This is a genomic window from Kribbella lupini (assembly GCF_039529595.1).
In the GTDB taxonomy this organism is placed as follows: Bacteria; Actinomycetota; Actinomycetes; order Propionibacteriales; family Kribbellaceae; genus Kribbella; species Kribbella lupini.
In genome coordinates this window covers 1,385,406-1,411,026 of sequence record NZ_BAAANC010000003.1, presented here as the reverse complement: position 1 = coordinate 1,411,026, position 25,621 = coordinate 1,385,406, and the positions used below count along the sequence as shown (strand labels likewise).

At 70.9% G+C, this 25,621-nt stretch carries 24 protein-coding genes and 1 rRNA gene; 17 read left to right on the top strand and 8 right to left on the bottom strand.

Annotated features, from left to right (window positions below; all coding sequences use genetic code 11):
- Window positions 1–72 (top strand): 5S ribosomal RNA (gene rrf, locus ABD235_RS39965); the annotation flags it as partial.
- 540 nt (window positions 73–612) lie between these two features.
- Here rrf and ABD235_RS32960 read toward each other — a convergent pair.
- Window positions 613–1,647 carry a hypothetical protein gene (locus tag ABD235_RS32960; protein ID WP_344181318.1) on the bottom strand — a complete coding sequence of 345 codons (1,035 nt, stop codon included), beginning with the start codon at window positions 1,645–1,647 and terminating at the stop codon, window positions 613–615.
- Here ABD235_RS32960 and ABD235_RS32955 point away from each other — a divergent pair.
- Together ABD235_RS32955 and ABD235_RS32950 are read left to right on the top strand one after the other, a co-directional pair.
- Window positions 1,612–2,535 carry a tetratricopeptide repeat protein gene (locus ABD235_RS32955; protein ID WP_344181317.1) on the top strand — a complete coding sequence of 308 codons (924 nt, stop codon included), beginning with the start codon at window positions 1,612–1,614 and terminating at the stop codon, window positions 2,533–2,535. The two genes, ABD235_RS32960 and ABD235_RS32955, sit on opposite strands and share 36 nt — an antisense overlap.
- An 84-nt stretch (window positions 2,536–2,619) precedes the next feature.
- Window positions 2,620–4,176 carry a PucR family transcriptional regulator gene (locus ABD235_RS32950; RefSeq protein WP_344181315.1) on the top strand — a complete coding sequence of 519 codons (1,557 nt, stop codon included), beginning with the start codon at window positions 2,620–2,622 and terminating at the stop codon, window positions 4,174–4,176.
- Here ABD235_RS32950 and ABD235_RS32945 read toward each other — a convergent pair.
- The 4 genes from ABD235_RS32945 to ABD235_RS32930 form a co-directional block, all read right to left on the bottom strand.
- Window positions 4,167–5,018, bottom strand: coding sequence for a polysaccharide deacetylase family protein (locus ABD235_RS32945; protein ID WP_344181313.1), 852 nt, complete (start codon window positions 5,016–5,018; stop codon window positions 4,167–4,169). The genes ABD235_RS32950 and ABD235_RS32945 overlap by 10 nt on opposite strands.
- Window positions 5,015–6,127, bottom strand: a complete 1,113-nt coding sequence (locus ABD235_RS32940) for an oxidoreductase (protein WP_344181311.1) — start codon at window positions 6,125–6,127, stop codon at window positions 5,015–5,017. The genes ABD235_RS32945 and ABD235_RS32940 overlap by 4 nt, the downstream gene beginning before the upstream one ends.
- Window positions 6,124–6,708, bottom strand: coding sequence for a DUF1989 domain-containing protein (locus tag ABD235_RS32935; RefSeq protein WP_344181309.1), 585 nt, complete (start codon window positions 6,706–6,708; stop codon window positions 6,124–6,126). Before ABD235_RS32935 ends, ABD235_RS32940 begins: the two co-directional genes overlap by 4 nt.
- A 79-nt stretch (window positions 6,709–6,787) precedes the next feature.
- Window positions 6,788–7,942, bottom strand: coding sequence for a DUF1015 family protein (locus ABD235_RS32930; protein WP_344181307.1), 1,155 nt, complete (start codon window positions 7,940–7,942; stop codon window positions 6,788–6,790).
- A 24-nt stretch (window positions 7,943–7,966) separates the two neighbouring features.
- Here ABD235_RS32930 and ABD235_RS32925 point away from each other — a divergent pair, with 24 nt between their 5' ends.
- From ABD235_RS32925 to ABD235_RS32865, 13 genes are all read left to right on the top strand, one after another.
- Window positions 7,967–9,076: an HAD-IIA family hydrolase gene (locus ABD235_RS32925; protein WP_344181305.1), complete on the top strand. Its 1,110-nt coding sequence runs from the start codon at window positions 7,967–7,969 to the stop codon at window positions 9,074–9,076.
- Window positions 9,077–9,264: 188 nt separating this feature from the next.
- On the top strand, window positions 9,265–9,774 hold the full coding sequence (locus ABD235_RS32920; RefSeq protein ID WP_344181304.1) for a phasin family protein: 510 nt from the start codon (window positions 9,265–9,267) through the stop codon (window positions 9,772–9,774).
- A 1-nt stretch (window position 9,775) separates the two neighbouring features.
- Window positions 9,776–10,642, top strand: a complete 867-nt coding sequence (locus tag ABD235_RS32915; protein ID WP_344181302.1) for a hypothetical protein — start codon at window positions 9,776–9,778, stop codon at window positions 10,640–10,642.
- A gap of 14 nt (window positions 10,643–10,656) precedes the next feature.
- On the top strand, window positions 10,657–11,475 hold the full coding sequence (locus ABD235_RS32910) for a TlyA family RNA methyltransferase (protein WP_344181300.1): 819 nt from the start codon (window positions 10,657–10,659) through the stop codon (window positions 11,473–11,475).
- Between the two features lie 21 nt (window positions 11,476–11,496).
- Window positions 11,497–12,441 carry an NAD kinase gene (locus ABD235_RS32905; protein WP_344181296.1) on the top strand — a complete coding sequence of 315 codons (945 nt, stop codon included), beginning with the start codon at window positions 11,497–11,499 and terminating at the stop codon, window positions 12,439–12,441.
- Window positions 12,442–12,447: 6 nt separating this feature from the next.
- Entirely contained in the window at window positions 12,448–14,172 is a 1,725-nt protein-coding gene (gene recN, locus ABD235_RS32900) for a DNA repair protein RecN (RefSeq protein ID WP_344181294.1), read from the top strand.
- Window positions 14,173–14,289: 117 nt separating this feature from the next.
- Window positions 14,290–15,471, top strand: coding sequence for a putative cytokinetic ring protein SteA (steA, locus tag ABD235_RS32895; protein WP_344181292.1), 1,182 nt, complete (start codon window positions 14,290–14,292; stop codon window positions 15,469–15,471).
- Window positions 15,468–16,412 carry a copper transporter gene (locus tag ABD235_RS32890; RefSeq protein ID WP_344181290.1) on the top strand — a complete coding sequence of 315 codons (945 nt, stop codon included), beginning with the start codon at window positions 15,468–15,470 and terminating at the stop codon, window positions 16,410–16,412. Before steA ends, ABD235_RS32890 begins: the two co-directional genes overlap by 4 nt.
- Window positions 16,412–17,215, top strand: coding sequence for a hypothetical protein (locus ABD235_RS32885; RefSeq protein ID WP_344181288.1), 804 nt, complete (start codon window positions 16,412–16,414; stop codon window positions 17,213–17,215). The genes ABD235_RS32890 and ABD235_RS32885 overlap by 1 nt, the downstream gene beginning before the upstream one ends.
- Window positions 17,194–18,801 carry a murein biosynthesis integral membrane protein MurJ gene (gene murJ / locus ABD235_RS32880; protein WP_344181286.1) on the top strand — a complete coding sequence of 536 codons (1,608 nt, stop codon included), beginning with the start codon at window positions 17,194–17,196 and terminating at the stop codon, window positions 18,799–18,801. Before ABD235_RS32885 ends, murJ begins: the two co-directional genes overlap by 22 nt.
- Window positions 18,798–19,823: a glycosyltransferase family 4 protein gene (locus ABD235_RS32875; RefSeq protein ID WP_344181284.1), complete on the top strand. Its 1,026-nt coding sequence runs from the start codon at window positions 18,798–18,800 to the stop codon at window positions 19,821–19,823. Before murJ ends, ABD235_RS32875 begins: the two co-directional genes overlap by 4 nt.
- Before the next feature lie 21 nt (window positions 19,824–19,844).
- A complete protein-coding gene (pyrG, locus tag ABD235_RS32870; RefSeq protein WP_344181282.1) occupies window positions 19,845–21,581 on the top strand; it encodes a CTP synthase in 1,737 nt (578 codons plus the stop codon).
- Entirely contained in the window at window positions 21,578–22,426 is an 849-nt protein-coding gene (locus ABD235_RS32865) for an NUDIX domain-containing protein (RefSeq protein WP_344181280.1), read from the top strand. The genes pyrG and ABD235_RS32865 overlap by 4 nt, the downstream gene beginning before the upstream one ends.
- A gap of 173 nt (window positions 22,427–22,599) precedes the next feature.
- Here ABD235_RS32865 and ABD235_RS32860 read toward each other — a convergent pair whose 3' ends face one another.
- The 3 genes from ABD235_RS32860 to ABD235_RS32850 all read right to left on the bottom strand — a co-directional run bounded on the left by ABD235_RS32860 (window position 22,600) and on the right by ABD235_RS32850 (window position 25,003).
- The gene (locus ABD235_RS32860) at window positions 22,600–23,763 is read right to left on the bottom strand and encodes a class I SAM-dependent methyltransferase (RefSeq protein ID WP_344181278.1); all 1,164 of its coding nucleotides are present in this window, start codon (window positions 23,761–23,763) and stop codon (window positions 22,600–22,602) included.
- Between the two features lie 22 nt (window positions 23,764–23,785).
- Window positions 23,786–24,397, bottom strand: coding sequence for a peptidoglycan-binding domain-containing protein (locus ABD235_RS32855; protein ID WP_344181276.1), 612 nt, complete (start codon window positions 24,395–24,397; stop codon window positions 23,786–23,788).
- Between the two features lie 93 nt (window positions 24,398–24,490).
- Window positions 24,491–25,003: a peptidoglycan-binding domain-containing protein gene (locus ABD235_RS32850; RefSeq protein WP_344181274.1), complete on the bottom strand. Its 513-nt coding sequence runs from the start codon at window positions 25,001–25,003 to the stop codon at window positions 24,491–24,493.
- Between the two features lie 285 nt (window positions 25,004–25,288).
- On the opposite strand from ABD235_RS32850, the gene groES reads away from it, so the two are divergent.
- Window positions 25,289–25,585, top strand: coding sequence for a co-chaperone GroES (gene groES / locus ABD235_RS32845; protein WP_184798551.1), 297 nt, complete (start codon window positions 25,289–25,291; stop codon window positions 25,583–25,585).
- Window positions 25,586–25,621: the final 36 nt, after the last annotated feature.

The window sequence follows — 25,621 nt, the reverse complement described above, 5'->3', positions numbered from 1 at the left end:
CTGGAAGTTAAGCCCTTCAGCGCCGATGGTACTGCGACCGGGAGGTCGTGGGAGAGTAGGACGTCGCCGGACATTCACACTGTTAAGGGCCACCCCACACCGGGGTGGCCCTTAACATTTTGTGGGGGCCGGAGCTGTTCGTACGACCCTGTATTTTGTCTGTCTGAGCGCAACACCTACGCACGACCGTTAGGAGTCACCGTGGCTACGCCACCTCGTAACCCCCGTCCCGGCTCGGGTGATCGCCGTGGTTCGTCCGGTGGAGCCGGCCGTCCCGGTCGAGCAGGCGGTGGGCGTTCCGACTCCACTGGCCGTGGCCGGTCCGGCGCCGGCAGTTCGGGAGGATCCAGCGGTTCCGGTTCCTCCGGTGGCTCCGGCTACCGGGGCGCGTCCGGTCGTGGAGACAGTCCCCGTGCTGGTGCACCGCGGAGTGGTGGTGCACCGCGTTCTGGTGGAACTCCCTGGACGGGTGGAGGCCCCCGCAGTGGCGGCGCTCCTCGTACCGGTGCGGCGCGGAACGGCGCTCCCAGTGAGAATCGACGAGGCTTCGCCGGGTCCCGTGGGGACGACAAGGCAGAGCGCGATCCCTTCAAGGGACAGCTCTCCGGTGACTCACGCCGCGACGACCGTGGTGGGCGCCCCGGCCGGCGCGACGAGGACGGCTTCCGCCGCGACCGCCGTGAGGACGGTCCCGCTGGTCCGCGCGGAGGACAGCGCGACGACCGTGGAAGATCGAGAGACGACCGCGGTGGTTACCGCGCAGGCGGTCGTGACGACCGTAGCGGTTCCCGGGACGACCGCGGCGGTTCGCGCGATGACCGCGGAGGCGCTCGCGAGGGCGGTTTCCGGCGCGACGACCGTGGAGGATCCCGCGACGGCGGCTTCCAGCGGGACGACCGCTCTGGTGGACGCCCGACGGGCGGCTTCCAGCGAGACGACCGCTCGGGTGGACGCCCGACGGGCGGCTTCCAGCGAGACGACCGCTCGGGTGGACGCCCGACCGGTGGTTTCCAGCGGGACGACCGTGGCCCGCGTGACGGTGGGTTCCGGCGTGACGACCGGGACGCTCCGCGTGGCGGGTCCGGCTATCAGCGTGATGACCGCGGTGCCGCGCGTGGTGGTGAGCGTTCTGGAGGCTTCCAGCGCGACGACCGCAGCGGGTACCAGCGGGACGACCGTGGTGCGGCGCGTGGCGGTGAGCGGTCCGGTGGGTTCCAGGGGGACGACCGTGGCGCGGCCCGTGGTGGCGAGCGCTCCGGCGGGTATCAGCGTGATGACCGCGGTGCCGCGCGGGGCGGTGAGCGGTCCGGTGCGTTCCAGCGTGATGACCGTGGTGCGGCCCGTGGTGGCGAGCGGTCCGGTGGAGACCGGGGCGGTGCGCGGTCCGGTGGGTTCCAGCGGCCGGAGCGTGGTGGGCGTGATCAGCGCGGGACCGGTGGTCCTCGGCGGGATGAGCGGGTTGCGGGACGTCGAGACGTCCGGGGCCGCGACAACCGGCGGGACGACCGGCGTGACGAGGAGAAGGCTGGTCCGCGTCGCGACGACCCGGCGATTCCGGCCGGCATCACCGGTGCGGAGCTCGACCGTGGGGTCAAGGCCGAGCTGCGGTCCTTGCCGCGGAGCCTGGCCGACCTGGTCGCCCAGCACCTGGTCGCGTCCGGACGGTTCCTGGACGACGAGCCGGAGCTCGCGTACCAGCACGCCCGGGTGGCGCGCCGGCTGGCGGCACGACTGGGTGGAGTCCGCGAGGCGGTCGCCATCACGGCGTACCTGGCTGAGCACTACGACGAGGCGCTGACCGAGTTCCGCGCGGTACGGCGGATGACCGGCAACCACGAGGTGCTGGCGATGATGGCCGACTGCGAGCGTGCGCTCGGCCGGCCGGAGAAGGCGCTCGCGTTGTCGCGGGAGCCGATCGTCCTGCAGCTCGAGGAAGCCACCCAGATCGAGATGCTGATCGTGGCGGCCGGCGCCCGGCGTGACATGGGTCAGACCGCCGCGGCGATCCAGACCCTCGAGGTGCCGGAGCTGAACAAGCGCACCCGCGCCGATTGGCTGCCGCGCCTGCGGTACGCGTACGCCGACGCCCTGGCCGAGGCCGGCCGGGACGAGGACGCGCTGATCTGGTTCCACCGGGCCGCCGGTTCCGACCAGGACGGTTCCACCGGTGCCGCCGAGCGCGCCGCGGAGCTCGAGGGCCTGCACTTCACCGACCTCGACGACGAGGACGACGAGGACGCGATCATCGAGGTCACCGACGAGGACGACTCCGAGGTCGACACCGACGACGATGACGAGATCGACGAGGTCGAGGTCGACGACGCTGACGACAGCCACGCTGACGACAGCGACGCCGACGACGAGGACGAAGACCCCGTTGACGAGGCCGACTCGGACGACGAGGACGACAGCGACGACGACACCGATGACGACGACACCGACGAGGACGAGGACGACGAGGACGACGACGTGATCGTCGACGACGCGCTCGACGGTGAGGTCGACGTGGACGTCGACGACGCCAAGAAGGACTGAGCAGCAGCACCGGAGAACGGCCCGGGTGGAAGGTGAGCGATCACCATCCACCCGGGCCGTTCGTCGTTTCGGTAGATTCGAGCTGTGCTGACACTGGCCGGGCTCCTGCAGGACACCTCGCTGGAGCTCGACCTGCTCGTCGCCGGCCCCGACGGAGCGCTCACGCGCGAAGCCCTCTGGGTCCACAACACCGAGCTGCCCGACCCGTCGCCGTACCTGCGGGAGGGCGAAATCGTCCTCACCAACGGCCTCTGGCTGCCGGACACCACCTGCAGCGCGTTCGTGGAGGCCGTCCACAGCGCTGGAGCCGCGGGCATCGTCTTCGGCCTCCGCACGGAGACACCGCAGACACCCGACGACCTGATCCAGGCCTGCGAAGCCCACGGCCTCCCTCTGCTGCAGATCTCCGTCGACGTCCCGTTCACCGCAGTCACCCAGGCCGCTTCGGCAACCCAGGCCGACCAGCGTCGCGAAGCCCTCGTCGACCTGGTCAGACGCGGCGACGCCCTCGCGCAGGCGATCTCGCACGGCGCCGGCGCGTCCGGCGTACTGGCTGTGCTCAGGAGAGAGCACGACCTGCCGCTGGCCGTGGTCGACCGGATGGCGCGTCCGCTGGCGTCGGCCGGTACGACGCTGTCGCCGGAGCAGTTGCGGCTGGCTGCCGACGGTTTGACCAGGCACCCGCCGCCGCTGGAGATCGACCTCGGTGGCGAGCACGGCAAGGCGACCGTCTTCCTGGTCGGCGCAGTAGGCGACACCGACGCCGCACTGCTCTGCCTGAAGCCAGTCACTGAGCTGAGCCGGGCCGAGCAGGACGCGCTCGACCAGGCCGCGCGGTTCCTGAGCCTGGAGGTCGCCAAGCAGCAGGCGGTCCAGGCCATCGAGCTGCGGTTCGCCAGCGAGCTGCTCGACATGATCCTGTCCGGAGCGCAGCGGGCCGCTGAGGTCCCGGACCGGCTGCGCGCCTTCGGCGTCGACCCGTACGGCGAACTGCTGGTCCTCGCCACAGCCTTCGCAGACTCCGACGCCACCCTGCCCGGCCTGTCAGAGACGGTCGGAGCCTTCTTCCTCGACCGGAGCCTTGCAGTAGTCGTCGCCGGCGGCAGCCATGACGTCGTCGCCGTACTGCAACGCCCACAGCAGGACACCCGCGACCTGGCGGACCAACTGCGCCAGGCCATCTCCAAACGCTTCCCGCACCAGCGTGCAGTCATCGGCCTCGGCGAACCAGCTCCCACAGCGCACCTGCTGCGTGAGCCTCTGGTCCAGGCCCGCAAGGCCTGCCAGGTGCTCAGACGCCGCCCAGGCCAGTCAGTAGCCACCTTCAACGAGCTGGGCACCCACCGCGTGCTGCTCGGTCTGCAGGACCCGGAGACCCTGCGCAGCTTCGCCGCCGGCGTCCTGCAGCCGCTGCGCGAGTACGACCGCAAGCGCGACGCCGGTCTGGAGAGCACCCTGCGCGCCTTCCTCCAGTACGACGGCCAGTACGCCGCAACCGCCGCCGCCCTCTACATCCACGTCAACACCCTGCGGAACCGCCTGGCCAAGATCGCCGAGCTCACCGGCCGCGACGCCGTACGGACCGAGGACCGGGTCGATCTCTACTTGGCCCTGGAAGCCGACGAGCTGGCTCAGGGGTAGACGGCCGGATCGACCACCGGCAACGACACCGGCCGGACCGCCAGCGACTGATCTGCAGCAGCCCGTACGGCGAGGTCGCGGCAGCTCGTGAAGCTCACATCCCCGCAGGACAAGGCGTACTCGATCAGCTCCCGCAGCGCCAGCAGCCGGCCGGGCCGCCCGGACAGGAACGGGTGCAGGCACAGCATGAACAGGCAGCGGTAGACGCGCATGCCGTCCAGCTCGGCCTTCCACAGCTCCAGCACCTTGCGCGGCGACTCGATCACCGAGCCGATCTCCGGAGCCGGCAGGTACGCGTACTGCTCCCAGTCGTCCAGCGACCAGTGCACCGGCAGCTCGACCACACCGCCCGCCTCCAGCAGGTAGGGCCGGTCGTCACCCATCAGCGACGAGTCGTAGAGGAGGCCGTACTCGGCCACCAGTGCAGGCGTCTGCCGGCTCGCCTCCCACAGCGCTGCCCGGTGCCCGCTCACGGTGATGCCCTGCGCGTCGAACACGGCCAGGGCCCGTTCGAAATCGTCCCGCTCCTCAGCCGGTGTCAGTGAGGTCGGCGGGCGATGGCTGTACGAGTGGTGGGCCACCTCGTGCCCGCGCTCGACGATCGACGCCGCCAGGCCGGGCCGCTGCTCGGCGACCCAGCCAGGGACGAAGAACGTCGCCGGGACGGACAGGTCGTCCAGCAGGTCCAGGATCCTCGGTACGCCGACGTCCGGCCCGTACGACTGGTGCGACATCGTGGTGAGGTGCTCGGCGTACTGGCCGCCGCGGGCGAGTACCGGCGACTCGGCGTCCACGTCGAACGTGAGTGCTGCCACCGCTGCCGCGCCGTCGTACCAGGTCATGACCTGACAGCCTGCCACGCCTGGGCGTTCGCCAGCGTGACCGCGGGGTGCAGCATCGCCCGGTCGAACGCCGCCAGCTCACGGCCTTCCGCCAGGCGTCGCGGCAGGTCCGGGTTGGCCAGGGCTCCGCGGGCGATCGCCAGCAGGTCCGCGTGGCCATCGTTCAGGACCTGAGCAGCCTGGTCCGGGTCGTGCATGCCGCCGTTGACGATCACGGGCAGACCGGTGAGCCGCCGGGCCAGCCCAGTGATCGTCTGGCCGCCCGCGAGCCGAGCCGTGTCGATCCAGTTCCGCCCCTCGCTGGCGATGTGCAGGTACGACGCTCCGGCGTCGGCCACCGCCGGGAAGATCACCGCGGCGTCGGCGGCTCCGCCGGCCCAGCGGTGGACGAGATCGTTCACCTTGGTCTGGGACAACCGGACGCCGACGACGAACGACGCGGGCACCGCCTCCACGACGGCCGCCGTGATCCGCGCGATCAGCCGGACGCGGTTGGACACCGAACCGCCGTACTCGTCGGTGCGCTGGTTGGTGTAGTCGGTGAGGAACTGGTCGAGCAGGTAGCCGTTCGCGCCGTGCAGCTCGACGCCGTCGAACCCGGCGGCGAGGGCGTTCAGCGCGGCCGTCACGAAGCCTTCGACGACGAGGTCGAGATCCGCCGCTGTCAGCTCACGCGGGACCGGCCACGGGCCGCTGCCGCCGTAGTCGGGCATCATCTCGCCGAGCGGCTGGATCGCGGACGGGCCGACCGTGCCGTCGGCGTACGGGTTGCCCTGCGAGATCGCGCCCGCATGCATCAGCTGGGCGAGGATCCGGCCGCCGTTGGCGTGGACCTGGCTCGTCACCTCGCGCCACCCCTCGACGTGCGCCGCGGTGACGAGGCCGGGCTGGTTGAGATACGCCTGGCTGTACAGGCGATCGGTGTAGGTGCCCTCGGTGACGACGAGGCCGAAACCGCCGGCCGCGAAGCCGGCGTAGTAGTCGGCCATCTCCGGGGTCGGGACGCCGTCGGACGTTGCCGACGTCCGGGTCATCGGTGCGACGGCGAGCCGGTTCGGGAGCTGCAGCGGACCGAGAACGGCCGGGGACAAGGCGGGATGAGCGGTCATCGGAGGTCCTCCAGGACGTCGAGAGCGAGATCGGTCGGGCCTGATCCGTTGATCACGGTCAGGTCCTGCGGGCAGGCCGACAGCACGACGACGCAGTCGAGCTCGGCCCTGAGGGTGAGGGAGTCACCGGGGTTGGTTGCTGCGGGCAACCACTCCAGGTCGCCACCAGGGGTGATCGGGACGCGCATGAACACGTTCACCGGCTGGGGCACGAAGGGCGTCGTGTAGCCCAGACCCAACAGCGCCCGGGTCAGGTTCTGCGCGCAGGACGGGTGATCCGGTACGCCGAGCGCCGCGTACCGGGTCGGGTCGCAGGCGGCGATCAGCAGGTCGTGCTCACCGGGCGACGTGTCCTCGACGAGGGTGAGGATCGGGCGGCGGCGGTTCGTGACGAACGCCTCGCCGAGCGCGGGGAAGAGCCTGCTGGTCGCCGTACGGGTGTGGGACGCGCTCAGGTGCTCGTCGCCGGCGAAGGCGAAGAGGTCACCGACCTGTTGCCCGGCGACGTCGGTGATCCGCAGCGACGTACCGCGCTGAAGCTGGACGGCTCGGCCGGATCGTGCCGGCACGGTGATGTGCATGACGGCAACTCAAGCAGCGCGGGACCCTCGGTCGGGAGGGAGGATCCTCCAGCGTTCGCGGCCTGACCTGGAGGATCCTCTAGCCGAGAGTGCGGAACAGCAGCCCGACGCGCGGCTTCGGCCCGAAGGACGTCGCCTTCTGCGGCAGCACGATGCCGCGGACAGCGGACTGCAGCACCTGGTCCAGCCGGGGCGCTACGAGCTCCACAGCGGCCTGCGACGGGCCGGCCAGGGCCAGTACGTCGCTGAGCGCGTGGTGGAAGGTCACGTCGTCGGCCGGTACGCCCCACGCGGGCAGCAGTTCCTCGTGCAGCAGGGAGACCGTCGGCTCGACCCGGTGAGCAGTAGAGCGCAGCGTGACCCAGGAGGTCCCGTCGGAGACAGCCACTCGGTCCGGCACGTTGTCGACGCGTCCGGGGAGCACCTCCCAGCTGTCCGGCGTACGGCGTGCCACTGTCTCCAGCGACAGGCCCGGTACGAGCCGGTGGATCGGGTCGAGGGTCAGCGGGTGCCTGTCGTTGTCGACCAGCATGGCGAGACCTACTGCCGTGCCGGGGCGGTGTGGCTCTCGGCGGGCCCGCTCCAGGTACGCCGCGTACCGGTGGTGGCCGTCGGCGATCAGCGCCTCGTGCCGGGCCAGTTCTGCCGCGATCATGGCCAGCTGGTCCGGGTCGTCGATCCGCCAGATCCGGTGGTGGGCGCCGTTCTCGGTGTCGGCCACCAGCCACGGGTGACCCGAGCGGGCCGCGTCGACGGCGTCACTGGCCGCGCCACCGCCGCCGTACGCCAGCAGGATCGGCTCCAGGTCGGCGTCGGTGGCGGTCATCAGCTCGAAGCGGTCGTCGACCCACTGCGGCATCACGTTCTCGTGCGGCAGCACCACCCGGCGCTCCGGATCGAGAGCGAGCGCGCCGACCAGTCCGCAGAGCACAGCGCCCCGGAACTGCTGCTCGTAGACGTAGAGGGCAGGGCTCCTGTCCTGGATGACGACCCCGGCCTGCTGCCAGTCGACCAGACGCCGCGCGGCGCCGTCGTACCGGCTGGAACCGAGTTCAGGGTCGCGTGGAAGGATGAGCCTCACCATGTTGTGCAGATCAGAGTCAGTCAGCCGCCGGACCAGTGCCGGTTCCAGCACGTCGTACGGCGGCGACGTGACCGCACCGAGCGCACTCACCTTGCCCGCGACGAACCGCCAGGCCCGCAACGGTTCGAGGCGCAAGGTGGCATCAGACATGGGCGGCATCGTACGGGGGGACCGATGACTGACAAGCGCGAATCACCAGCACCACTGTCCGCTTGTGACGAACCGCTCGCCAGCCGGTACGACGTGGCGCTGCTGGATCTCGACGGGGTCGTCTACGTCGGGCCCGACCCCGTTCCGGACGCGCCGGAGAACCTCCGCAAGGCCGCCAAGGAGGGGCTGCGGATCGGCTACATCACCAACAACGCGAGCCGGCCGGCCGTGGTGGTCGCCGAGCACCTCGCGTCGTTCGGGCTGGACGTGATCGCCGAGGACGTGGTCACGTCGGCGCAGGCCGCGGCGAAGCTGATCGCGGAGGAGTTCCCGAAGGGGTCGCCGGTGCTCGTCGTCGGCGGCGAGGGGCTGACCTCGGCGCTCGAGGAGTACGGCCTGAAGCCGGTGCGGTCGAGCGACGCGCACCCGGTCGCGGTGGCGCAGGGATTCCACCCGGACGTGAGCTGGGTGATGCTCGCCGACGGCGCGCACGCGATCAACGAGGGCGCGAAGTGGTACGCGACGAACCTCGACCTGACGATCCCGACCGCGGGCGGGATGGCGCCGGGGAACGGGACGCTGGTGCAGGCGATCCGCGCCGCGGTCGAGGTGGACCCGGTCGTGGCCGGCAAGCCGGAGCCGCCGCTGCTGGAGACGAGCATCGAGCGGCTGAAGGCGAAGAACCCGCTGATGATCGGGGACCGGCTCGACTCCGACATCGCCGGTGCGCACGCGGTGGGGATCGCGAGCCTGTGGGTCGCGACCGGCGTGCACGACGCGCACGATCTCGCGCGGGCGCCGAAGAACGAGCGGCCGACGTACATCGCCGCTGATCTGAGTGCGCTGGCGCAGAAGCAGCCGGGCGTGAAGGTGGACGGCCCGAAGCACACGTGCGGCGGCTGGACGGCCGAGGTCGTCAACGGCGCGGTCGCGATCAAGGGCGAAGGGGAGCCGTACGACGGGCTGCGGGCGATCCTGTCGGCGGTCTGGACGGCGACCGATGAGCCGGCGGGGAAGTCCAAGCCGGCCGCGAAGGCCGTTGGCCGGGGTCGCCGGCCGCTGCCGAAGCCTGGGCCGGCGCTGGGCTCGATCGCGATCGACGCGGCACTGCACCGGGTGGGGCTGGACAAGTAGGTCCGGATTCGCTCTGGGGACCTTGACCAAGAAACCGGGACCTGGGACATGCTGTTTCGTGTCCCAGGTCCCGGTTTGCTGGTCGAGGTGCCGGGTTCCGGCCGGGCGTCCGGGGTGGCGGAGGGCGTCCGGGGTGGTGTAAGGCGGGCGGCGCGATACCGTTGCGGGGACGACGCGAGGAGGCAGACATGGTGATGGACGCACTGCGCGGCTACGTACAGCTGGCGAACGGGCTGACCGAGGTGACCCGGCAGCGGGCGCAACAGGCGGCGAAGGCGCTGCTGCAGCAGACGGGGGCCGACGCGCTGACCACCAAGGTCACCGACCTGGCCGACGAGATCGTTGCCACCAGCAAGAGCAACCGCCAGCTGCTGCAGGCGATCGTGGCGAACGAGGTCGAGGGCGCGGTGTCGCGGCTCGGGTTCGTCCGGCAGGAGGAGGTCGGTGTGCTCAGCCGACGGGTGGACAAGCTCGAGAAGGAGCTGGTCGAGGCGCGTGCCGCGGCCGACGAGGCGAGGGTCGCCGGAAGCGCCGCGGCGACAGCGGCCGGTACGGCGGCGGCCGCGGCCGAGAAGGCCGTGCCGCTGCAGAAACCGCCGGTGCGCAAGAGCGCGGCGAAGAAGCCCGCCGCCGTGGCGAAGAAGGCGGCCGCGCCGGCGAAGAAGACGGCCAAGAAGGCTCCGGCGAAGAAGGCGTGACGTGACCGACCACCCCGGTGAGCAGGTGCCACCCGCGTTCGACCCCGACGTCGAGCCCGGGTTCGCCCCCGAGCCCTCGGAGCGCCCGGTGCCCGACTACGACACCGAGCCGGAGCCCGAGGACACCGAGCAGACCTTCGCGGCCTCGCTGGAGTCTGCCCGCGAGGAGGCCGAGCGCTTGGCGGAAGCCGAGTTCCAGGCGGAGCTCGAAGCCGAAGAGGCCGAACGCCGTGCCGAAGCTGAGCTGATGGCCGAGCTGGAGGCCGAAGAAGCCGCCAAGTCCCAGCCCGCACCACCTCCGGCGTACAGCCCGAGGCCGACACCACCTGCGGTGGAGGGCTTCCAGCAGGTCTCGGCGGACGGCACACCGGTCGCAGAGCCTGCTCGCCCGCCGGTACCGCGTCCAGCGCCCCCTGCGGTGGAAGGCTTCCAGCAAGTCTCGGCCGACGGTACGCCGGTCCAGCCGCGGCCGACGCCGCCTGCGGTGCCTGGCTTCCAGCAGGTGTCTGCGGACGGTACGCCGTTGGCCCGGCCTGCTCAGCCGCCGGCGCCGCGCCCTGCGCCGCCTGCAGTGCCAGGCTTCCAGCAGGTCGCGGCGGACGGTTCGCCCGTGTCTGCTCAGGAGCGGGCGCCCGTGGAGCACACTGCCTACGAAGAGGCGCGAGGCGACGTCAGCCCGGCGCCGGTGGAGCGTTCGTACGAAGCCAACGACGACGGTGTGCATCCGTTGGTGGAGGAGACGATGGCTCGGCTCGACGACTTGCGGGAGTTGCCGGTGAGCGAGCACGCGGAGGTTTTCGCCGAGCTGCACGAGCGGTTGCAGGCGGCGTTGGTGGAGGCGGACGCCGAGCCGGGCGACCGGGGCTGAGCGGGAAGGGACGCGTGGCCAAGGGAGGCGTCAAGCGGTCTCGGCTCGATGCGGAGCTGGTACGGCGTGGGCTGGCTCGTTCCCGCGAGCATGCCAGTGAGCTGGTCGCGGCGGGGAAGGTGAAGGTCGCGGGCACGGTCGCGACCAAGCCCGCCACCGGCGTGGGAGCGGACGCCGCGATCCTCGTCGACACGTCCGAGACCGACGACCCCGGCTACGCGAGCCGCGGCGCGCACAAGCTGATCGGCGCTCTGGAGGCGTTCAGCGGCGTCCAGGTGAAAGGCCGGCGGGCCCTCGACGCGGGTGCGTCGACCGGCGGCTTCACCGACGTACTGCTGCGCAACGACGCCGCGAGCGTGATCGCGGTCGACGTCGGCTACGGCCAGCTCGTCTGGGCCCTGCAGACTGACGACCGGGTGACCGTGATGGACCGGACCAACGTCCGCACGCTCACCCTCGAGGCGATCGGCGGCGAGCCGGTCGACCTGGTGGTCAGCGACCTCAGCTTCATCTCGCTCACCTTGGTGATGCCGGCGCTGCTCGGCGTGGTCAAGGCGGACGGCGACCTGGTGCTGATGGTGAAGCCGCAGTTCGAGGTCGGCAAGGAGCGCCTCGGCAAGGGCGGCGTCGTCCGGGACCCCGAGCTGCGCGCCGACGCCGTCCGCGGAGTCGCCGCGAAGGCGGCCGAACTGGGCTGGGGCGTCGAGGGCGTCGCGGCCAGCCCGTTGCCCGGTCCGTCCGGAAATGTCGAGTACTTCCTGTGGATACGGCGTTCCGCACCGCCTCTCGATGAGACGATGCTCCAGAACGCCGTGGAGAACGGTCCCCAGTAGTGAGCAGAGAGGCAGGTCCGCGTGGTTGAGCCGGTCGTCACCGAGCCGCGGCGCGTCCTGCTGGTCACGCACACCGGACGCGACCTGGCCGTCGAGGTCGCCCGGCAGACTCACCAGCTGCTGACCGCGGCCGGCATCGTCGTCCGGCTGGTCGGCGCGGAGGCCGCGGAGCTCGACCTGCACCCGGTCGAGATCGCCGACGACGCGGACCAGGCGGCCCAGGGCGTCGAGCTGATCATCGTGCTCGGCGGCGACGGCTCGATCCTGCGCGGCGCCGAGCTGGCCCGCCCGCACGGGACGCCGGTGCTCGGCGTCAACCTGGGCCACGTCGGCTTCCTGGCCGAGGCCGAGGTGGAGGACCTCGACCGGATCGTCGAGGTCGTGGTCGACCGCAGCTACACGGTCGAGGAGCGGATGACGCTCGCCGTCGACGTGTACGTCGGCGACGAGCTGATCTTCGACACCTGGGCGCTGAACGAGGCGAGCGTCGAGAAGGCCGCCCGCGAGAAGATGCTCGAGGTGCTGGTCGAGGTCGACGGCCGCCCGCTGTCCCGCTGGGGCTGCGACGGGGTCGTGCTGGCCACACCGACCGGCAGTACGGCGTACGCGTTCTCCGCCGGTGGGCCGATCGTCTGGCCGGACGTCGAGGCGATCCTGCTGGTCCCGCTCAGCGCGCACGCGTTGTTCTCCCGCCCGATCGTCGTCGCGCCGAACTCGCAGCTGATGGTCGAGCTGGTCGCGGCCTGGCACGGCCGGGGCGTGCTGTGGTGCGACGGCCGGCGGATGGTCGAGGTGCCGCCGGGCGCCCGGATCCAGGTCCGTCGCGGCAAGACCCCGGTCCGGCTGGCCCGGGCACACGAGGCGCCGTTCACCGACCGGCTGGTCGCCAAGTTCGACCTGCCGGTGCTGGGCTGGCGCGGCGCCGCCGAACACCGCCGCAAGAGAAGTGCACAAGAGGAGACCTGAGTCACCATGCTCTCGGAGATTCGAATCACCGGCTTGGGCGTGATCGAGGACGCCACTTTGGAGCTCGACCCCGGCTTCACCGCGGTCACCGGCGAGACCGGCGCGGGCAAGACGATGGTCGTGACCGGCGTGAACATGCTGCTCGGCGGCCGCGCCGACAGCGGCCTGGTCCGGCACGGCGTCCGTCGGGCGCGGGTCGAGGGGCGGGCGAGCAACGTGCCGCGCTCGATCGTGCAGCAGGCCGAGGACCGCGGCGGCGAGCTGGACGACGACGAGCTGCTGATCGCGCGCGAGCTCTCCTCGGAGGGTCGCTCCCGCGCGTTCCTGGGTGGTGCGTCGGTGCCGGTGAGCATTCTGGCGGAGGTCTCCGGTGACCTGGTCGCGATCCACGGCCAGGCCGACCAGTGGCGCCTGCTCCAGCCGGCCCGACAGCGGGAGACGCTGGACACCTTTGCGGGCAAGCCGGTGCTGGCTCCGCTCGGCGAGTACGCGACGGCGTACCGGCGGCATCGTGAGGTCGAGGCCGAGCTGACCGAGCTGACGACGCGGCAGCGCGACCGCCTGGCCGAGGCCGACCTGCTGCGCTTCGGGCTGGACGAGATCGCCAAGGCCGAGCCGTTGCCCGGTGAGGACGTGGAGCTGGCCGCCGAGGAGGGCAGGCTCGCGTACGCCGACGGCCTGCGGACGGCGGCAACGACGGCGGGCGAGGCGCTGGCCTCGGAGGACCTGGACGCGACCCGGCCGGGCGACGTACTGGGCCTGCTGTCGCTGGCCAAGCAGGTGCTCGACGCCGAGCGCGAGCACGACCCGAAGCTGGCCGAACTGGCTGACCGGGCCGGTGAGCTGGGCTACCTGGCAGCAGACCTGGCCGGCGAGCTTTCGTCGTACGTGGCTGACGTCGACACCGACCCGGCGCGGCTGGCGGTCGTCAGCGAGCGGCGCAGCCTGCTGACCGGTCTGGTGCGCAAGTACGGCGACGTCGAAGGCACCGTCGACGAGGTGATCGCGTGGACCAAGCGGTCCGCCGAGCGCCTGATCGAGCTGGACGGCAGCGACGAGCGGGTCGAGCAGCTGACCGCCGAGCGCGGCGAGCTGCAGGCCCAGCTGGCGGAGCTGGGCAGCACGATCGGTGCGGCCCGGCGGGAGGCGGCGGCCCGGCTCGGAGTCGCAGTTTCGGAGGAACTGAGCGGGCTGGCGATGCCGCACGCGACGCTGACCGTCGAGGTGCACGAGACGACGCCGGGCCCGTACGGCGCGGACGAGATCGAGTTCTGCTTCGCGGCGAACCCGGGCAGCCCGGCCCGTCCGCTGCAGAAGGCGGCGTCGGGCGGTGAGTTGTCGCGCGTGATGCTGGCGCTCGAGGTGATCCTGTCCGACACCCACCCGGTGCCGACGCTGGTGTTCGACGAGATCGACGCCGGGATCGGTGGCCGCGCCGCGGTCGAGGTCGGCAAGCGGCTGGCCCGGCTGGCGGAGAAGGCGCAGGTCATCGTGGTCACGCACCTGCCGCAGGTGGCCGCGTTCGCGGACCGTCATGCCGTCGTACTGAAGAGTGACGACGGGTCGGTCACCACCAGCGGTCTGGTCGCGCTCGACGACGACGCCCGGCTGAAGGAACTGTCGCGGATGATGGCCGGCCTGGAGAACTCCGACGCCGCCCAGGCCCACGCCGAGGAACTGCTCGCGCTGGCTGCGGAGCGTCGCACCAAGCCGCGCAAGAAGAAGCGCTGAGCGCTCCTTCAAAGGAATGATTTGACGCTGCGTTACCCGGGTAGATGTCGACGAATGCCTCCTTCCGGCCGGTAAAAGGTCGGGAGGACACTCTTGACATGGCAGGATGAGAGCGCGATGAAACTGCCCAGCCTGCGTAGAGCACGCCCCACTGAGCTGCCCGGGATCGCCGGAGTGGTTCGGCTGGACCGCCGTACCAAGAATCTCACCAAGCGGCTGAAACCGGGCGAGATCGCCGTCATCGACCATGTCGACCTGGACCGGGTCAGCGCCGAGGCGCTGGTCGACTGCCAGGTCGCGGCGGTGGTCAACGTCGCCGACTCGATCAGCGGCCGCTACCCGAACCTGGGCCCCGAGATCCTCGTCGAGGCGGGCATCCCGCTGGTCGACGGGATCGGCCGCGAGGTTTTCTCCGTCCTGCACGAGGGCGAGCGGGTCCGGCTGCACGAGGGCGAGCTGTACCGCGGTGAGGAAGTGGTCGCCAAGGGCGTCGTGCAGGACAGCCAGACCGTCGCGCAGCTGATGGACGACGCCCGCGCGGGCCTGTCGACCCAGCTCGAGGCGTTCACCGCGAACACCCTGGAGTACCTGCGGCGCGAGCGGGACCTGCTGCTCGACGGCGTCGGCGTACCGGCCGTGCACACCGCGATGGACGGCAAGCACGTGCTGATCGTCGTCCGGGGCTACGACTACCGCGAGGACCTGGTCGCGCTGCGGCCCTACATCCGCGAGTACCGGCCGGTCCTGATCGGGGTCGACGGCGGCGCCGACGCCCTGGTCGAGAACGGCTACGTCCCGGACCTGATCGTCGGCGACATGGACTCGGTCAAGGACGAGACCCTCAAGTGCGGGGCCGAAGTGGTCGTGCACGCCTACCGGGACGGCCGCGCGCCGGGCTCGGAACGGCTGGAGCGGCTGGGGGTGGACTCGATCGAGTTCCCCGCGGCCGGGACCAGTGAGGACGTCGCGATGCTGCTGGCCGACTCCAAGGGCGCGTCGCTGATCGTCGCGGTCGGTACGCACAACTCACTGATCGAGTTCCTGGACAAGGGACGCGCCGGGATGGCCAGCACGTTCATCACCCGGTTGCGGGTGGGTGCGAAGCTGGTGGACGCCAAGGGTGTCGGCCGGCTCTACCGCAGTCGCGTCTCCACCTTCCAGATGGTTGCGCTGATCGCGTCCGGGCTGTTCGTACTCGGGGTGGCCATGGTCGCCATCGGGGCCGACGACGTGCTCTGGTCGATCCTGCGGGCGCGCTGGAACGAAATCTATTTCCACATCCGGGAGCTGTTCACGTGATCGACTTTCGCTACCACATCGTCTCGATCGTGGCGATCTTCTTCGCCCTCGGAGCCGGCGTGGTGCTCGGTGCCGGACCATTGAAGGGCACCGCCTCCCAGGTCGTCGCGGACCAGGCCGAACGGGACCGGCAGGCCCTCGAGCAGGCGCGGGCGGACGCGATCCAGGCCAAGTCGCTGGACAAGTACCGCGACGACTACGTCGCGAAAGTGACGGCAGGGCTGACCGACGCCAAGCTGGCCAGCCGGAAGATCGCGATCGTCACCATGCCCAACGCCGACGGTGACCTGACCAACTCCGTCCAGGACTCGCTGGAGAACGCCGGCGCCCAGGTGACCACGCGGGTCGCGCTGGACAGCAAGCTGTTCGACCCGGGCCAGCGCCAGCTGATCGAGCCGCTGGTCAACGAGCTCGTCACCTCGGACATCACCTTCCCGGCCGACAGCAACACCTACCAGCGGGCCGGTCAGATCCTGGCCCGCAGCGTGCTGACCAAGGAACTGAACAAGCCCGCCGACGGTGAGTCGACCAAGATCCTCAGCGGACTGTCGGACTCCAAGCTCGTTTCGGTCAAGCCCACCCCGAAGGACCGCGCCGACCTGGTCGTCGTGGTCGCCGCGAAGCCGCCGACGCCGCTGCCGGACAACTCGTCGTACACCGACTCGGTCGACTTCATCGAGGGCCTCGACCTCGGCAGCGCCGGTTCGGTCGTGGCGGGCACGCCGGAGAGCGCGCAGAACGGCGGGCTGCTGAAGGCCCTGCGTGGCGACAGCGACGCCACCAAGATCGTCTCCTCGGTCGACGTCGCGAACATGCCGAGCGGCCAGGCCACCATCGTCTTCGCCCTGGTCGAGCAGGCCGGCGGCAAGGCCGGCCAGTACGGCGGGGTCGACGCCAAGAACGGTGTCGCGCCGTCCGCGGTGCAGGCGAAGGAGAACTGATGGGTCTGCTCGGAGCGGTCGTCGCGGCCGCGGCCACCGCAGGGCTGGAACGTGCCGCGGCGAAGTTGCCGAAGGAGCAGCGGGCGCCGTTCGAGCGGACCAACCATCGCGGCGAGACCGTCACGCTGCTGGAGGGACCGGTCGCCGTACTGGGTGCCCTCGCTGGTGTGGCCGCGGGGTCGGGCAGCGGCCGGGTGAAGGCCGCCGCGCTGCTGGCCGGCTCGGTGTCGGGTGCCGTCGGCGCGTACGACGACCTCGCGGGAGCCACGGAAACCAAGGGGTTTCGAGGTCACCTGTCGGCGTTGAAGCGCGGCGAGGTGACCAGCGGCGCGGTGAAGATCCTCGGCGTCGGTGCCGCCGGGCTGGCCGCCGCTGCGTTGTTGCCGCGCAAGTCGAAGGGCGTCGGCGTGGTCGCGGAGATCGTTGCCGATGGCGCCTTGATCGCCGGCACGGCGAACCTCGCGAACCTGCTCGACCTGCGTCCTGGGCGTGCGCTGAAAGCTTTGACCGCGGTGAGCGCGCCGGTGGCCGGCGGACCTGCCGCTGCGGTCGTCGGTGCTGCTGCCGCCTCGGCGCCGTCGGACCTCGGCGAGCGGTCGATGCTGGGCGACTGCGGCGCCAATGGCCTGGGCGCGATCACCGGTACGGCGCTGGCGGCGTCGCTGCCGCGGCCGCTGAAGGTGCTGGCGCTGGGCGCGGTCGTCGCGCTCAACCTGGCCAGCGAGAAGGTCAGCTTCACCAAGGTGATCGCCGGGAACCCGACGCTCGACAAGATCGACCAGTGGGGCCGACGGCCCCGGTGAGCACCGGCGGGCGGATCGCCCGGGCCGCACTCCTCGTGGCCGGCGTGACCGTACTGGCTCGAGTGGTCGGCTTCGGTCGGTGGCTGGTCTTCTCCAAGACCGTCGGCGCCGGTTGTCTCGCTGAGGCCTACGCGACAGCCAACCAACTCCCCAATGTGCTCTTCGAAGTGGTTGTCGGCGGTGCGCTGGCCGGCGCCGTCATCCCGGTTCTGGCCGGGCCGGTGTCCCGAGGTGACAAGGCCGCGCAGGGCCGGATCATCGGCGCCTTGCTGACCTGGTCCCTGGTGCTGCTCGCGCCGTTCGCCTTGCTGGCTTGGCTTCTGGCGTCGCAGTACACGTCCGCGATGCTGGACTCCGAGGACTGCGCTTCCGGTGCGACGGCCACGCGCATGCTGGTGATCTTCGTGCCGCAGATCTTCGGTTACGCGATCGCCGTGGTCGCGACGGCGGTTCTCCAGTCCCACAAGCGTTTCGCGGCCGGTGCTCTCGCGCCGTTGATCTCCAGCCTGGTCGTCGTCGGGACCTACCTGCTGTTCGCGGTCGAGGCGCCCATGGCCGACCAGGCGTCGCGCGGTGCGGCCGACTTGCTCGCTTGGGGAACGACTGCCGGCGTACTGGCGCTGGCGTTGACCGTGCTCGTCCCCATGCTCCTGCTGCGCTTGCCGATCCGGCCGACGCTCCGGCTGGACCCAGGTGTCGGCCCAGTACTGCGGAAGCTCGCCGCGGCAGGCCTCGCCGTACTGGTCGCGCAGCAGCTCGCCTTCCTGGTCACCACCTGGCTGGCCAACCACCGCGGCATCCCGGGCAGCATCGCCGTCTACACCTGGGCCAACGCGGTCTACCTGCTCCCGTACGCCGTACTGGCGGTCCCGATCACCACTGCGGTCTTCCCGCGCCTTGCAGCGGCTTTCGACGCGAAGGACGAGGCCCTGTTCGCCCTGTACAGCGCGACCTCCACGCGGGCGGTGATGCTCGCAGGGGGAGCGGGTGCCGCGCTGCTGGTCGGTACTGCGATTCCGGTGGCCCGGATCTTCGCCTACAACGACGGCCGAGTGCAGGAGGCGCAGGCCTCGTCACTGGCCAACGGACTGGTCGCGTTCGCTCCGGCGATCATCGGGTTCGCGGTGCTGATGCATGCCGGGCGGATCCTCTACGCGCGGCACTCGGGTCGCTCGGTCGCACTGGTCACCGGTGGGGCCTGGCTGCTCGTGGCAATCGCCGGACTGGTCCTGACGCTGGAGTGGGACGCGGTGCCGGCTCTGGCTGCTGCCATGTCCGTCGGGATGCTCGCCGGCGCGGTTGTCCTGCTGGTGGTGTTGCAGCGCGTTGCTGGAGCTGGTGTGCTGCAGGGGCTGTCCCGGGCGACCGTTGCCGCTGTGGTCGGCGCTGCTCTGGCCGGTGCGGCCGGCTGGGCTGTGTCGCTGCCTGCTGATGGCGGAGGCTGGGGGAGTGCGCTGTTGTTCGCCGTACTGTCCGGGCTGGCTGTCGTGATCGTGTACGCCGTGGTCGCCGTACTGGTCGACCGTCCGGATGCCCGGGCGCTGCTGCGCCGGGGTGTCCCAACCGTGGTGGAGGAGAAGCAATGAGGATCGGCCTGCTGCTGGCGGAGTCGCGGGGCGGGATCGGTCAGCACGTCGCCTCACTGGTCCCGCGCTACCTCGCAGCCGATCACGAGGTCGTGGTCTGCGCACCGCCGGGCACGGCCGAGCACTTCGACTTCGGCGAGGCCACGGTCGTCGCCACGGCAGTAGGCCTGCGAGGCTCCGACGTGGTCCACGCGCACGGGTACCGGGCCGGCATGACCGCGCTGCGCGACCGGTCCCACCTGCGGCCGCTCGTGGTCACCTGGCACAACGCGGTGATCGCACCAGGGCCTCGTGGCCTGGTGATGCGGCTGGGACAGCGTCTGGTGGCCCGTGGCGCGGACTTGACGCTCGGCGCGTCCACTGACCTGGTCGAGCTCGCCCGACGCCTAGGAGCCCGCCAGGCGCGCCTGGCGCCGGTTGCGGCTCCAGCCATGCCAGAGGCCCGTACGCCGTCTGCTGCTGTCCGCGAGGAACTGGGCATCGGTGACGCGCCGCTGGTACTCACCGTGGGCCGGCTGGCGCCGCAGAAGGACTACCCGACGCTGCTGTCCGTAGCGGCCGAGGTGGCCAAGACCGAACCGGGTGTGGTGTTCGCCGTCGTCGGCGACGGGCCGCTGCGGGAGAACCTGCAGGCCCGGATCGACGCCGAGAGCCTGCCGGTCCGGCTGCTCGGGCACCGCAACGACGTGGCCGACCTGCTCGGCGCGGCCGACGTCTTCCTGCTGACCTCGCACTGGGAGGCGCGGGCGCTGGTGCTGCAGGAGGCGCTGCAGGCCGGTGTACCGGCGGTGGCGACCGCGGTCGGCGGCGTACCGGAGTTGGTCGGGGACAGCGCGATCCTGGCTTTTCCCGGCGACACGCGCGGGCTCGCGGACGGCGTACGGAAACTTCTTTCCGAGCCGGAGGAGGCCGCTTCACGGCGGGCGGAGGGCCTCCAGTTGGCCGCCGGATGGCCGGACGAGGACGCCGTGGCGAAGAATCTGCTGGACATCTACGCGGGGCTCGTCGCGACCACTGCTTGACAGCAGGTAGGCTGAAGGCCCGTGGACAGGGCTTCGAATTCCCAGCAGACCAAGCACGTATTCGTCACCGGCGGCGTGGCCTCCAGTCTCGGCAAGGGGCTGACAGCGTCCAGCCTCGGCAGTCTGCTGACGGCTCGGGGCATCCGGGTGACCATGCAGAAGCTGGATCCGTACCTCAACGTGGATCCCGGCACGATGAACCCGTTCCAGCACGGCGAGGTGTTCGTCACCAACGACGGCGCCGAGACCGACCTGGACATCGGGCACTACGAACGCTTCCTCGACCGCGACCTGTCGCAGGTCGCGAACGTGACCACCGGGCAGATCTACAGCTCGGTGATCGCCAAGGAGCGCCGCGGCGAGTACCTGGGCGACACCGTCCAGGTGATCCCGCACATCACCAACGAGATCAAGGACCGGATGCTGGCGATGGCCGGCCCGGACGTCGACGTGGTGCTGCACGAGATCGGCGGCACCGTCGGCGACATCGAGTCGCTGCCGTTCCTCGAGGCGGCCCGCCAGGTCCGGCACGACGTCGGCCGCGACAACGTCTTCTTCCTGCACATCTCGCTGGTGCCGTACATGGCGCCCAGCGGTGAGCTGAAGACCAAGCCGACCCAGCACTCGGTCGCCGCGCTGCGCTCGATCGGTATTCAGCCCGACGCGATCGTCTGCCGCGCCGACCGGCCGATCCCGGAGAACGTCAAGCGCAAGATCTCGCTGATGTGCGACGTGGACGTCGAGGCGGTCGTTGCCGCGGTGGACGCGCCGAGCATCTACGACATCCCGAAGGTCGTGCACGCCGAGGGGCTGGACGCGTACGTCGTACGGCGGCTGAACCTGCCGTTCCGCGACGTCGACTGGACCCGCTGGGACGAGCTGCTGCGGGTCGTGCACCACCCGAAGGACCAGGTCACCGTCGCGCTGGTCGGCAAGTACATCGACCTGCCGGACGCGTACCTGTCGGTCGCCGAGGCACTGCGTGCGGGCGGGTTCGACAACGACGCCAAGGTGAACCTGCGCTGGGTCGCCTCCGACGAGGCCGCCACGCCCGAGGCGGCGGCGAAGCTGCTCGGCGACGTGGACGCGGTCTGCATCCCCGGTGGGTTCGGCGTCCGGGGCATCGAGGGCAAGATCGGCGCGATCCGGTACGCCCGCGAGGCCGGCATCCCGATCCTCGGGCTGTGCCTGGGCCTGCAGTGCATGGTGATCGAGGTCGCCCGCGACCTGGCCGGCCTGGTCGACGCGAACTCCAGCGAGTTCGACCCCGACGCCACGCAGCCGGTGGTGGCGACGATGGAGGAGCAGAAGCACATCGTCTCCGGCTCCGGCGACCTCGGCGGCACGATGCGGCTCGGCCTCTACCCGGCGAACCTGGCCGACGGGTCGATCGTCCGCGACCTGTACGGCGCTCCGTCGGTGCAGGAACGGCACCGGCACCGCTACGAGGTCAACAACGCGTACCGGGACAAGCTGGAGACCGCCGGGCTGGTGTTCTCCGGGCTGTCGCCGGACAACGAGCTGGTCGAGTTCATCGAGCTGGACAAGGCGGTGCACCCGTTCTTCGTCGCCACCCAGGCGCACCCGGAGCTCCGGTCGCGGCCGACCAAGCCGCACCCGCTGTTCTCCGGGCTGATCGCCGCTGCGCTGGTGCGCCAGCGCGAGTCGCGGCTGCCGGTCGAGGAGGTCCCCGCGGCCAAGGCCGCCGAGGCCAAGGAGCCGGTCAAGGCCGGCGCCGCCAAGGCCAAGGCCCGATGACCGAGTCCGGTACGCCGGGCCCGCAGGGGCCCAGCGACGCGAGCCCTGCCTCGGCGGGTGCTCCGGCCGAGAACACCCGCTCCGGGGAGTCGGGCGACGCAGGGTCGGCAACCAGCGGCTCCGCAAGCACCCCGGCCTCGGGGGCCGGCGACGCGGGCTCTGCGAGCGTCCCCTCCACCGGGTCGGGCGCCGGGGCTGATGCTGCTGAGCTGCGGTTCGGGGCGGGGCTGGCTGATGTGCCGACCTCCTGGGAGGTGAGCTCGTCGGAGACCGTGCACGCGACCGGGCGGGTGATCTCCGTACGGCGGGACCAGGTGGTCCCGCCCGCCGGCGGCGAGCCGTTCACGCGGGACGTCGTCGTCCACCCGGGTGCGGTCGGAGTGGTCGCGCTCGACGAGAACCACCGGATGCTGCTGGTCCGCCAGTACCGTCACCCGGTCGGCTACCGCCTGCTCGAGCCCCCGGCCGGCCTGCTCGACGTACAGGGTGAGGCCTACCGGCTCGGCGCCGAGCGGGAACTGTGGGAGGAGGCCGCGACCAAGGCCGCCGACTGGCGGATCCTCGTGGACGCGTTCACCTCACCGGGGCTGACCACCGAGGCGGTGCGGATCTTCCTGGCACGCGACCTGTCGCCGGCCGAGGATGTCTACGACCGGCTGCACGAGGAAGCCGACATGGAGACGGTCTGGGCGCCGCTCGAGGACGTCGTCAAGGCGGCGCTGGCCGGCGACCTGCACAACCCGATCCTGGTGATGGGCTCGCTGGCCGCCTGGGCAGCACTCAACGGCGAAGGCTTCGACGCCCTCCGCCCAGCCGACTCACCTTGGCCCGCCAAGGACCGCTGACCGTGACGAAGAGCAGCAGGCCAGTCCACGACCTGGCCTGCTGACGCGTTCTGAAGTTAGTGGCGGACCCCCGGGAGTCGTCGGCAACGAGCGCAGCACCTCGCCCGTCGGCAGGCTTCCCGGGGGCCCGCTCTCGTGTTCGAGTATATGTTCGAATACTGCGCGAGCGCAAGTCAGCTCGACCGACGGCACGAGTACGCGACCGCGTCCCGCCCGATCCGCGTGATGATCAGCGTCGCCGCCCGCGAGCCCTTCGGTGAGAGCTTCTTCCGCAGTACCGCCGGATCCACGTCGACGCCCCGTTTCTTGATCTCCAGCGTGCCGATGTCGTTGGTCCGCACCCACGATTTCAGCGCTTTCTCCTTGTACGGCAGCGTCTCGACCACCTCGTACGCCGACGCCAGCGCCGTCTCCACCAGGAACGGCCCGGTCACGTAAGCGATCCGCGGGTCCAGCAGCCAGCCGTTCACCTCCGCGACGACCGCCGTGACCAGACCGGCGCGCACCACAGCGCCGTCCGGCTCGTAGATGTACTGGCCGACCGGCCCGACCTCAGCCTCCGGTGCGACAGCAACCGAGGCGCCACTCGGCAGCAGCGTCGCCCGCCGCGCAGCGCCGCCGTACAGCTTGCCGGACCAGAGTGCGGCCTCTTTGACCTCGCCGGCGTCGCTCACCCACTCCGCCTCGACCCCCTCCGGTACGGCGTCGTGCGGGATCCCCGGTGCGACCTTCACGCACGCCGTCCCCTCCAGCAGCGAGCTGATGAACGACCAGGGCGGCGAGTACGCGTTGTGGTCGAACACCCGCCTCCCATCTGCCCGCCGCGCAGGATCCGCGAAGACCACCTCGTACGGCGTCAGGTCCTGCTCCTCCGCATCGCCCAGCAGCACCTCACCGGGTAAGCCCAGCGCGGACAGGTTCGCCGCAGCTGCTGCGGCCGTCGCCGGGTCGCGTTCGACGCCGGTGATGCGCAGACCGGCCCGCGCCGCGCTGATCAGGTCGCCGCCGATTCCGCAGCCCAGGTCGATCACCGAAGCGCCGGGCAGCGCCGCAGCGATCCGGGCGGAGCGGTGTGCGGCGACAGCGGTCCGTGTCGACTGCTCGAGCCCGTCCGGCGTGAAGTACATCCGGGCCGCGTCGTCCGCGCCGAACTTGGCGACCGCCCGGTGCCGCAACGACGCCTGGGTGACAGCCGCGGTGACCACCGCCGCGTCGTACCGGCGGCGGAGCTTCTCGACCAACTGCAGCTCGCCGCCGGGGGTGAAGGACGCACAGGCCTCCGCCAGTACGTCGGACCCCGGTGGGGTGAGCAGTGTGGTGATCGAGTGGGGTGTCACGCGCTCATTCTGCGCTGAGCACTCAGAGAGAGCTGTAGCAGCCGGTGCTCCAGATGCCCTTCGTCGAGTGGTAGAGCCGCCAGTTCATCGCCGAGCGGGTCTGCGGGCCGTAGATGCCGTCCGCGGCGAGCTTGTGGCGCTTCTGGACCTGCTTGACGATCGCACGGGTGTTGCTGCCGTACACGCCGTCGATCGTGAGCTTCGACCCGTAGCAGTAGTTCAGGTTGCGCTGCAGCGTGCGGATGGCGGTGTCCGGGTCGCCGAACCGCTCGTTGCCGCGCTGCGGGTCGTCGCCGTACATCAGGTTGCAGCGGGTGCTGCTGCTCTCCCAGACCGACGGCGCCGGCACGCCCCACCCGTTCCCGACCGGCACGAGTCGGGCGCTCCGGCACTGCTCCAGCGCGGCCGCCGCAGCTGCGGCCCGTACGCCGCGGTCGCCGGCCCGCCCGGCTACCTCACCCGGCGCCGGCTCGGGAGCTGTCGCGGCTGCCGGTGCGCCCGCCGCCTGCGGAGTGTCCGTGTCGGAGTGGCCGCCGGCGACGGCCACTCCCACGACGATCGGACTGACCACCAGTGCGGCGATCGCGACCAACGCCTTGCCCGACGGCTTCTTCAACGCGAGGGAGAGTTTCATCCGGGCTCCTCGAACTGGTGGTCGCTCCAGACAGCACGGTCCCACGTCGGACCGCCCAGGCCCAGTCCTCGGTCGCGGAAAGTGCGGGAGGGACTACAGCGGGCTGTAGCAGAGCTCGCTCGACAGCCGCAGCTTCGGGTTCCAGAGCCGCCAATTCATCGCCGAGCGGGTCGCCGGGCCGTAGACCCCGTCCGCGGTGAGGCCGTGCCGGCGCTGCACCGCGGCAACGGCGGCCTGGGTCTTGCTGCCGTAGCGGCCGTCGACGGTCAGCTTGGAGCCGTAGCAGTAGTTCAGGTTGCGCTGCAGCGTCTTGATCGCCGTCTCCGGGTCGCCGAACGGGTTGCGCGGGTCGCGGTGCGGCAGGTCGCCGTACTTGAGGTTGCAGGTGCTGCTGCTGTCCTCCCAGATCGAGAGCACCGGGACCGTCCAGCCGGCGGTGTTGACCTGCCGGTTGTAGACCTGCTGGCACTGCGACAGCGCCTGCGTTCCGGCCGACGCGCTCGAGGCCGCGACGGTCAGCGGTACGACGGCGACCGCGGCCGTGGTGGCGACGACGGCGATCCTGCGGACCGTGGCCGTGCGCCGGAGGCTGGTGAGAACGGACATGGTGGTCTCCCTCCCGATGGACCCCGGTCGATCGGCGTCCTGTACCGCTGAGACGACCTGGACCCGCTCGCGAGTTGAGTCCCGGACCGGTTCGTGATGTTCGCCGGTGGCGGACTTTCTGGCACTCGAGTTGACCGAGTGCTAATCGCGGCCTAGATTCGGTGTTGGCACTCTCCCTGTGAGGGTGCCAGCGGCCCCGGCCCCTGACCCCCGCGACGGCAGGCGGCGGGACGGCCGTCCTGACGCACTGTGAATCATCAAGAACTCGACCGTGGAGGTCAGCAAGTGTCGGTCACGATCAAGCCGCTCGAGGACCGCGTCCTCGTTGCGCCGCTCGAAGCCGAGCAGACCACGAAGTCCGGCCTGGTGATCCCGGACACCGCCAAGGAGAAGCCGCAGGAGGGCGAGGTCCTCGCCACCGGCCCCGGCCGCATCGACGACAACGGCAACCGCGTCCCGCTGGACGTCGCCGTCGGCGACAAGGTCATCTACTCCAAGTACGGCGGCACCGAGGTCAAGTACGACGGCCAGGACTACCTGATCCTGGGCGCCCGCGACATCCTCGCCGTCGTCAGCAAGTGACGACTGCTCAGAGTTTCTGACTGACACCGCCCCGGT

Excerpts from the sequence above, each read along its gene's own strand:
- ABD235_RS32885 (WP_344181288.1), top strand. The coding sequence starts at position 16,412 with ATGGGTCTGCTCGGAGCGGTCGTCGCGGCCGCGGCCACCGCAGGGCTG.
- ABD235_RS32850 (WP_344181274.1), bottom strand. The coding sequence starts at position 25,003 with ATGTCCGTTCTCACCAGCCTCCGGCGCACGGCCACGGTCCGCAGGATC.
- ABD235_RS32875 (WP_344181284.1), top strand. The coding sequence starts at position 18,798 with ATGAGGATCGGCCTGCTGCTGGCGGAGTCGCGGGGCGGGATCGGTCAG.
- ABD235_RS32930 (WP_344181307.1), bottom strand. The coding sequence starts at position 7,942 with ATGTCTGATGCCACCTTGCGCCTCGAACCGTTGCGGGCCTGGCGGTTC.
- ABD235_RS32945 (WP_344181313.1), bottom strand. The coding sequence starts at position 5,018 with ATGACCTGGTACGACGGCGCGGCAGCGGTGGCAGCACTCACGTTCGAC.
- ABD235_RS32925 (WP_344181305.1), top strand. The coding sequence starts at position 7,967 with ATGACTGACAAGCGCGAATCACCAGCACCACTGTCCGCTTGTGACGAA.
- ABD235_RS32865 (WP_344181280.1), top strand. The coding sequence starts at position 21,578 with ATGACCGAGTCCGGTACGCCGGGCCCGCAGGGGCCCAGCGACGCGAGC.
- ABD235_RS32920 (WP_344181304.1), top strand. The coding sequence starts at position 9,265 with ATGGTGATGGACGCACTGCGCGGCTACGTACAGCTGGCGAACGGGCTG.
- ABD235_RS32940 (WP_344181311.1), bottom strand. The coding sequence starts at position 6,127 with ATGACCGCTCATCCCGCCTTGTCCCCGGCCGTTCTCGGTCCGCTGCAG.
- steA (WP_344181292.1), top strand. The coding sequence starts at position 14,290 with ATGAAACTGCCCAGCCTGCGTAGAGCACGCCCCACTGAGCTGCCCGGG.
- recN (WP_344181294.1), top strand. The coding sequence starts at position 12,448 with ATGCTCTCGGAGATTCGAATCACCGGCTTGGGCGTGATCGAGGACGCC.
- ABD235_RS32935 (WP_344181309.1), bottom strand. The coding sequence starts at position 6,708 with ATGCACATCACCGTGCCGGCACGATCCGGCCGAGCCGTCCAGCTTCAG.
- ABD235_RS32855 (WP_344181276.1), bottom strand. The coding sequence starts at position 24,397 with ATGAAACTCTCCCTCGCGTTGAAGAAGCCGTCGGGCAAGGCGTTGGTC.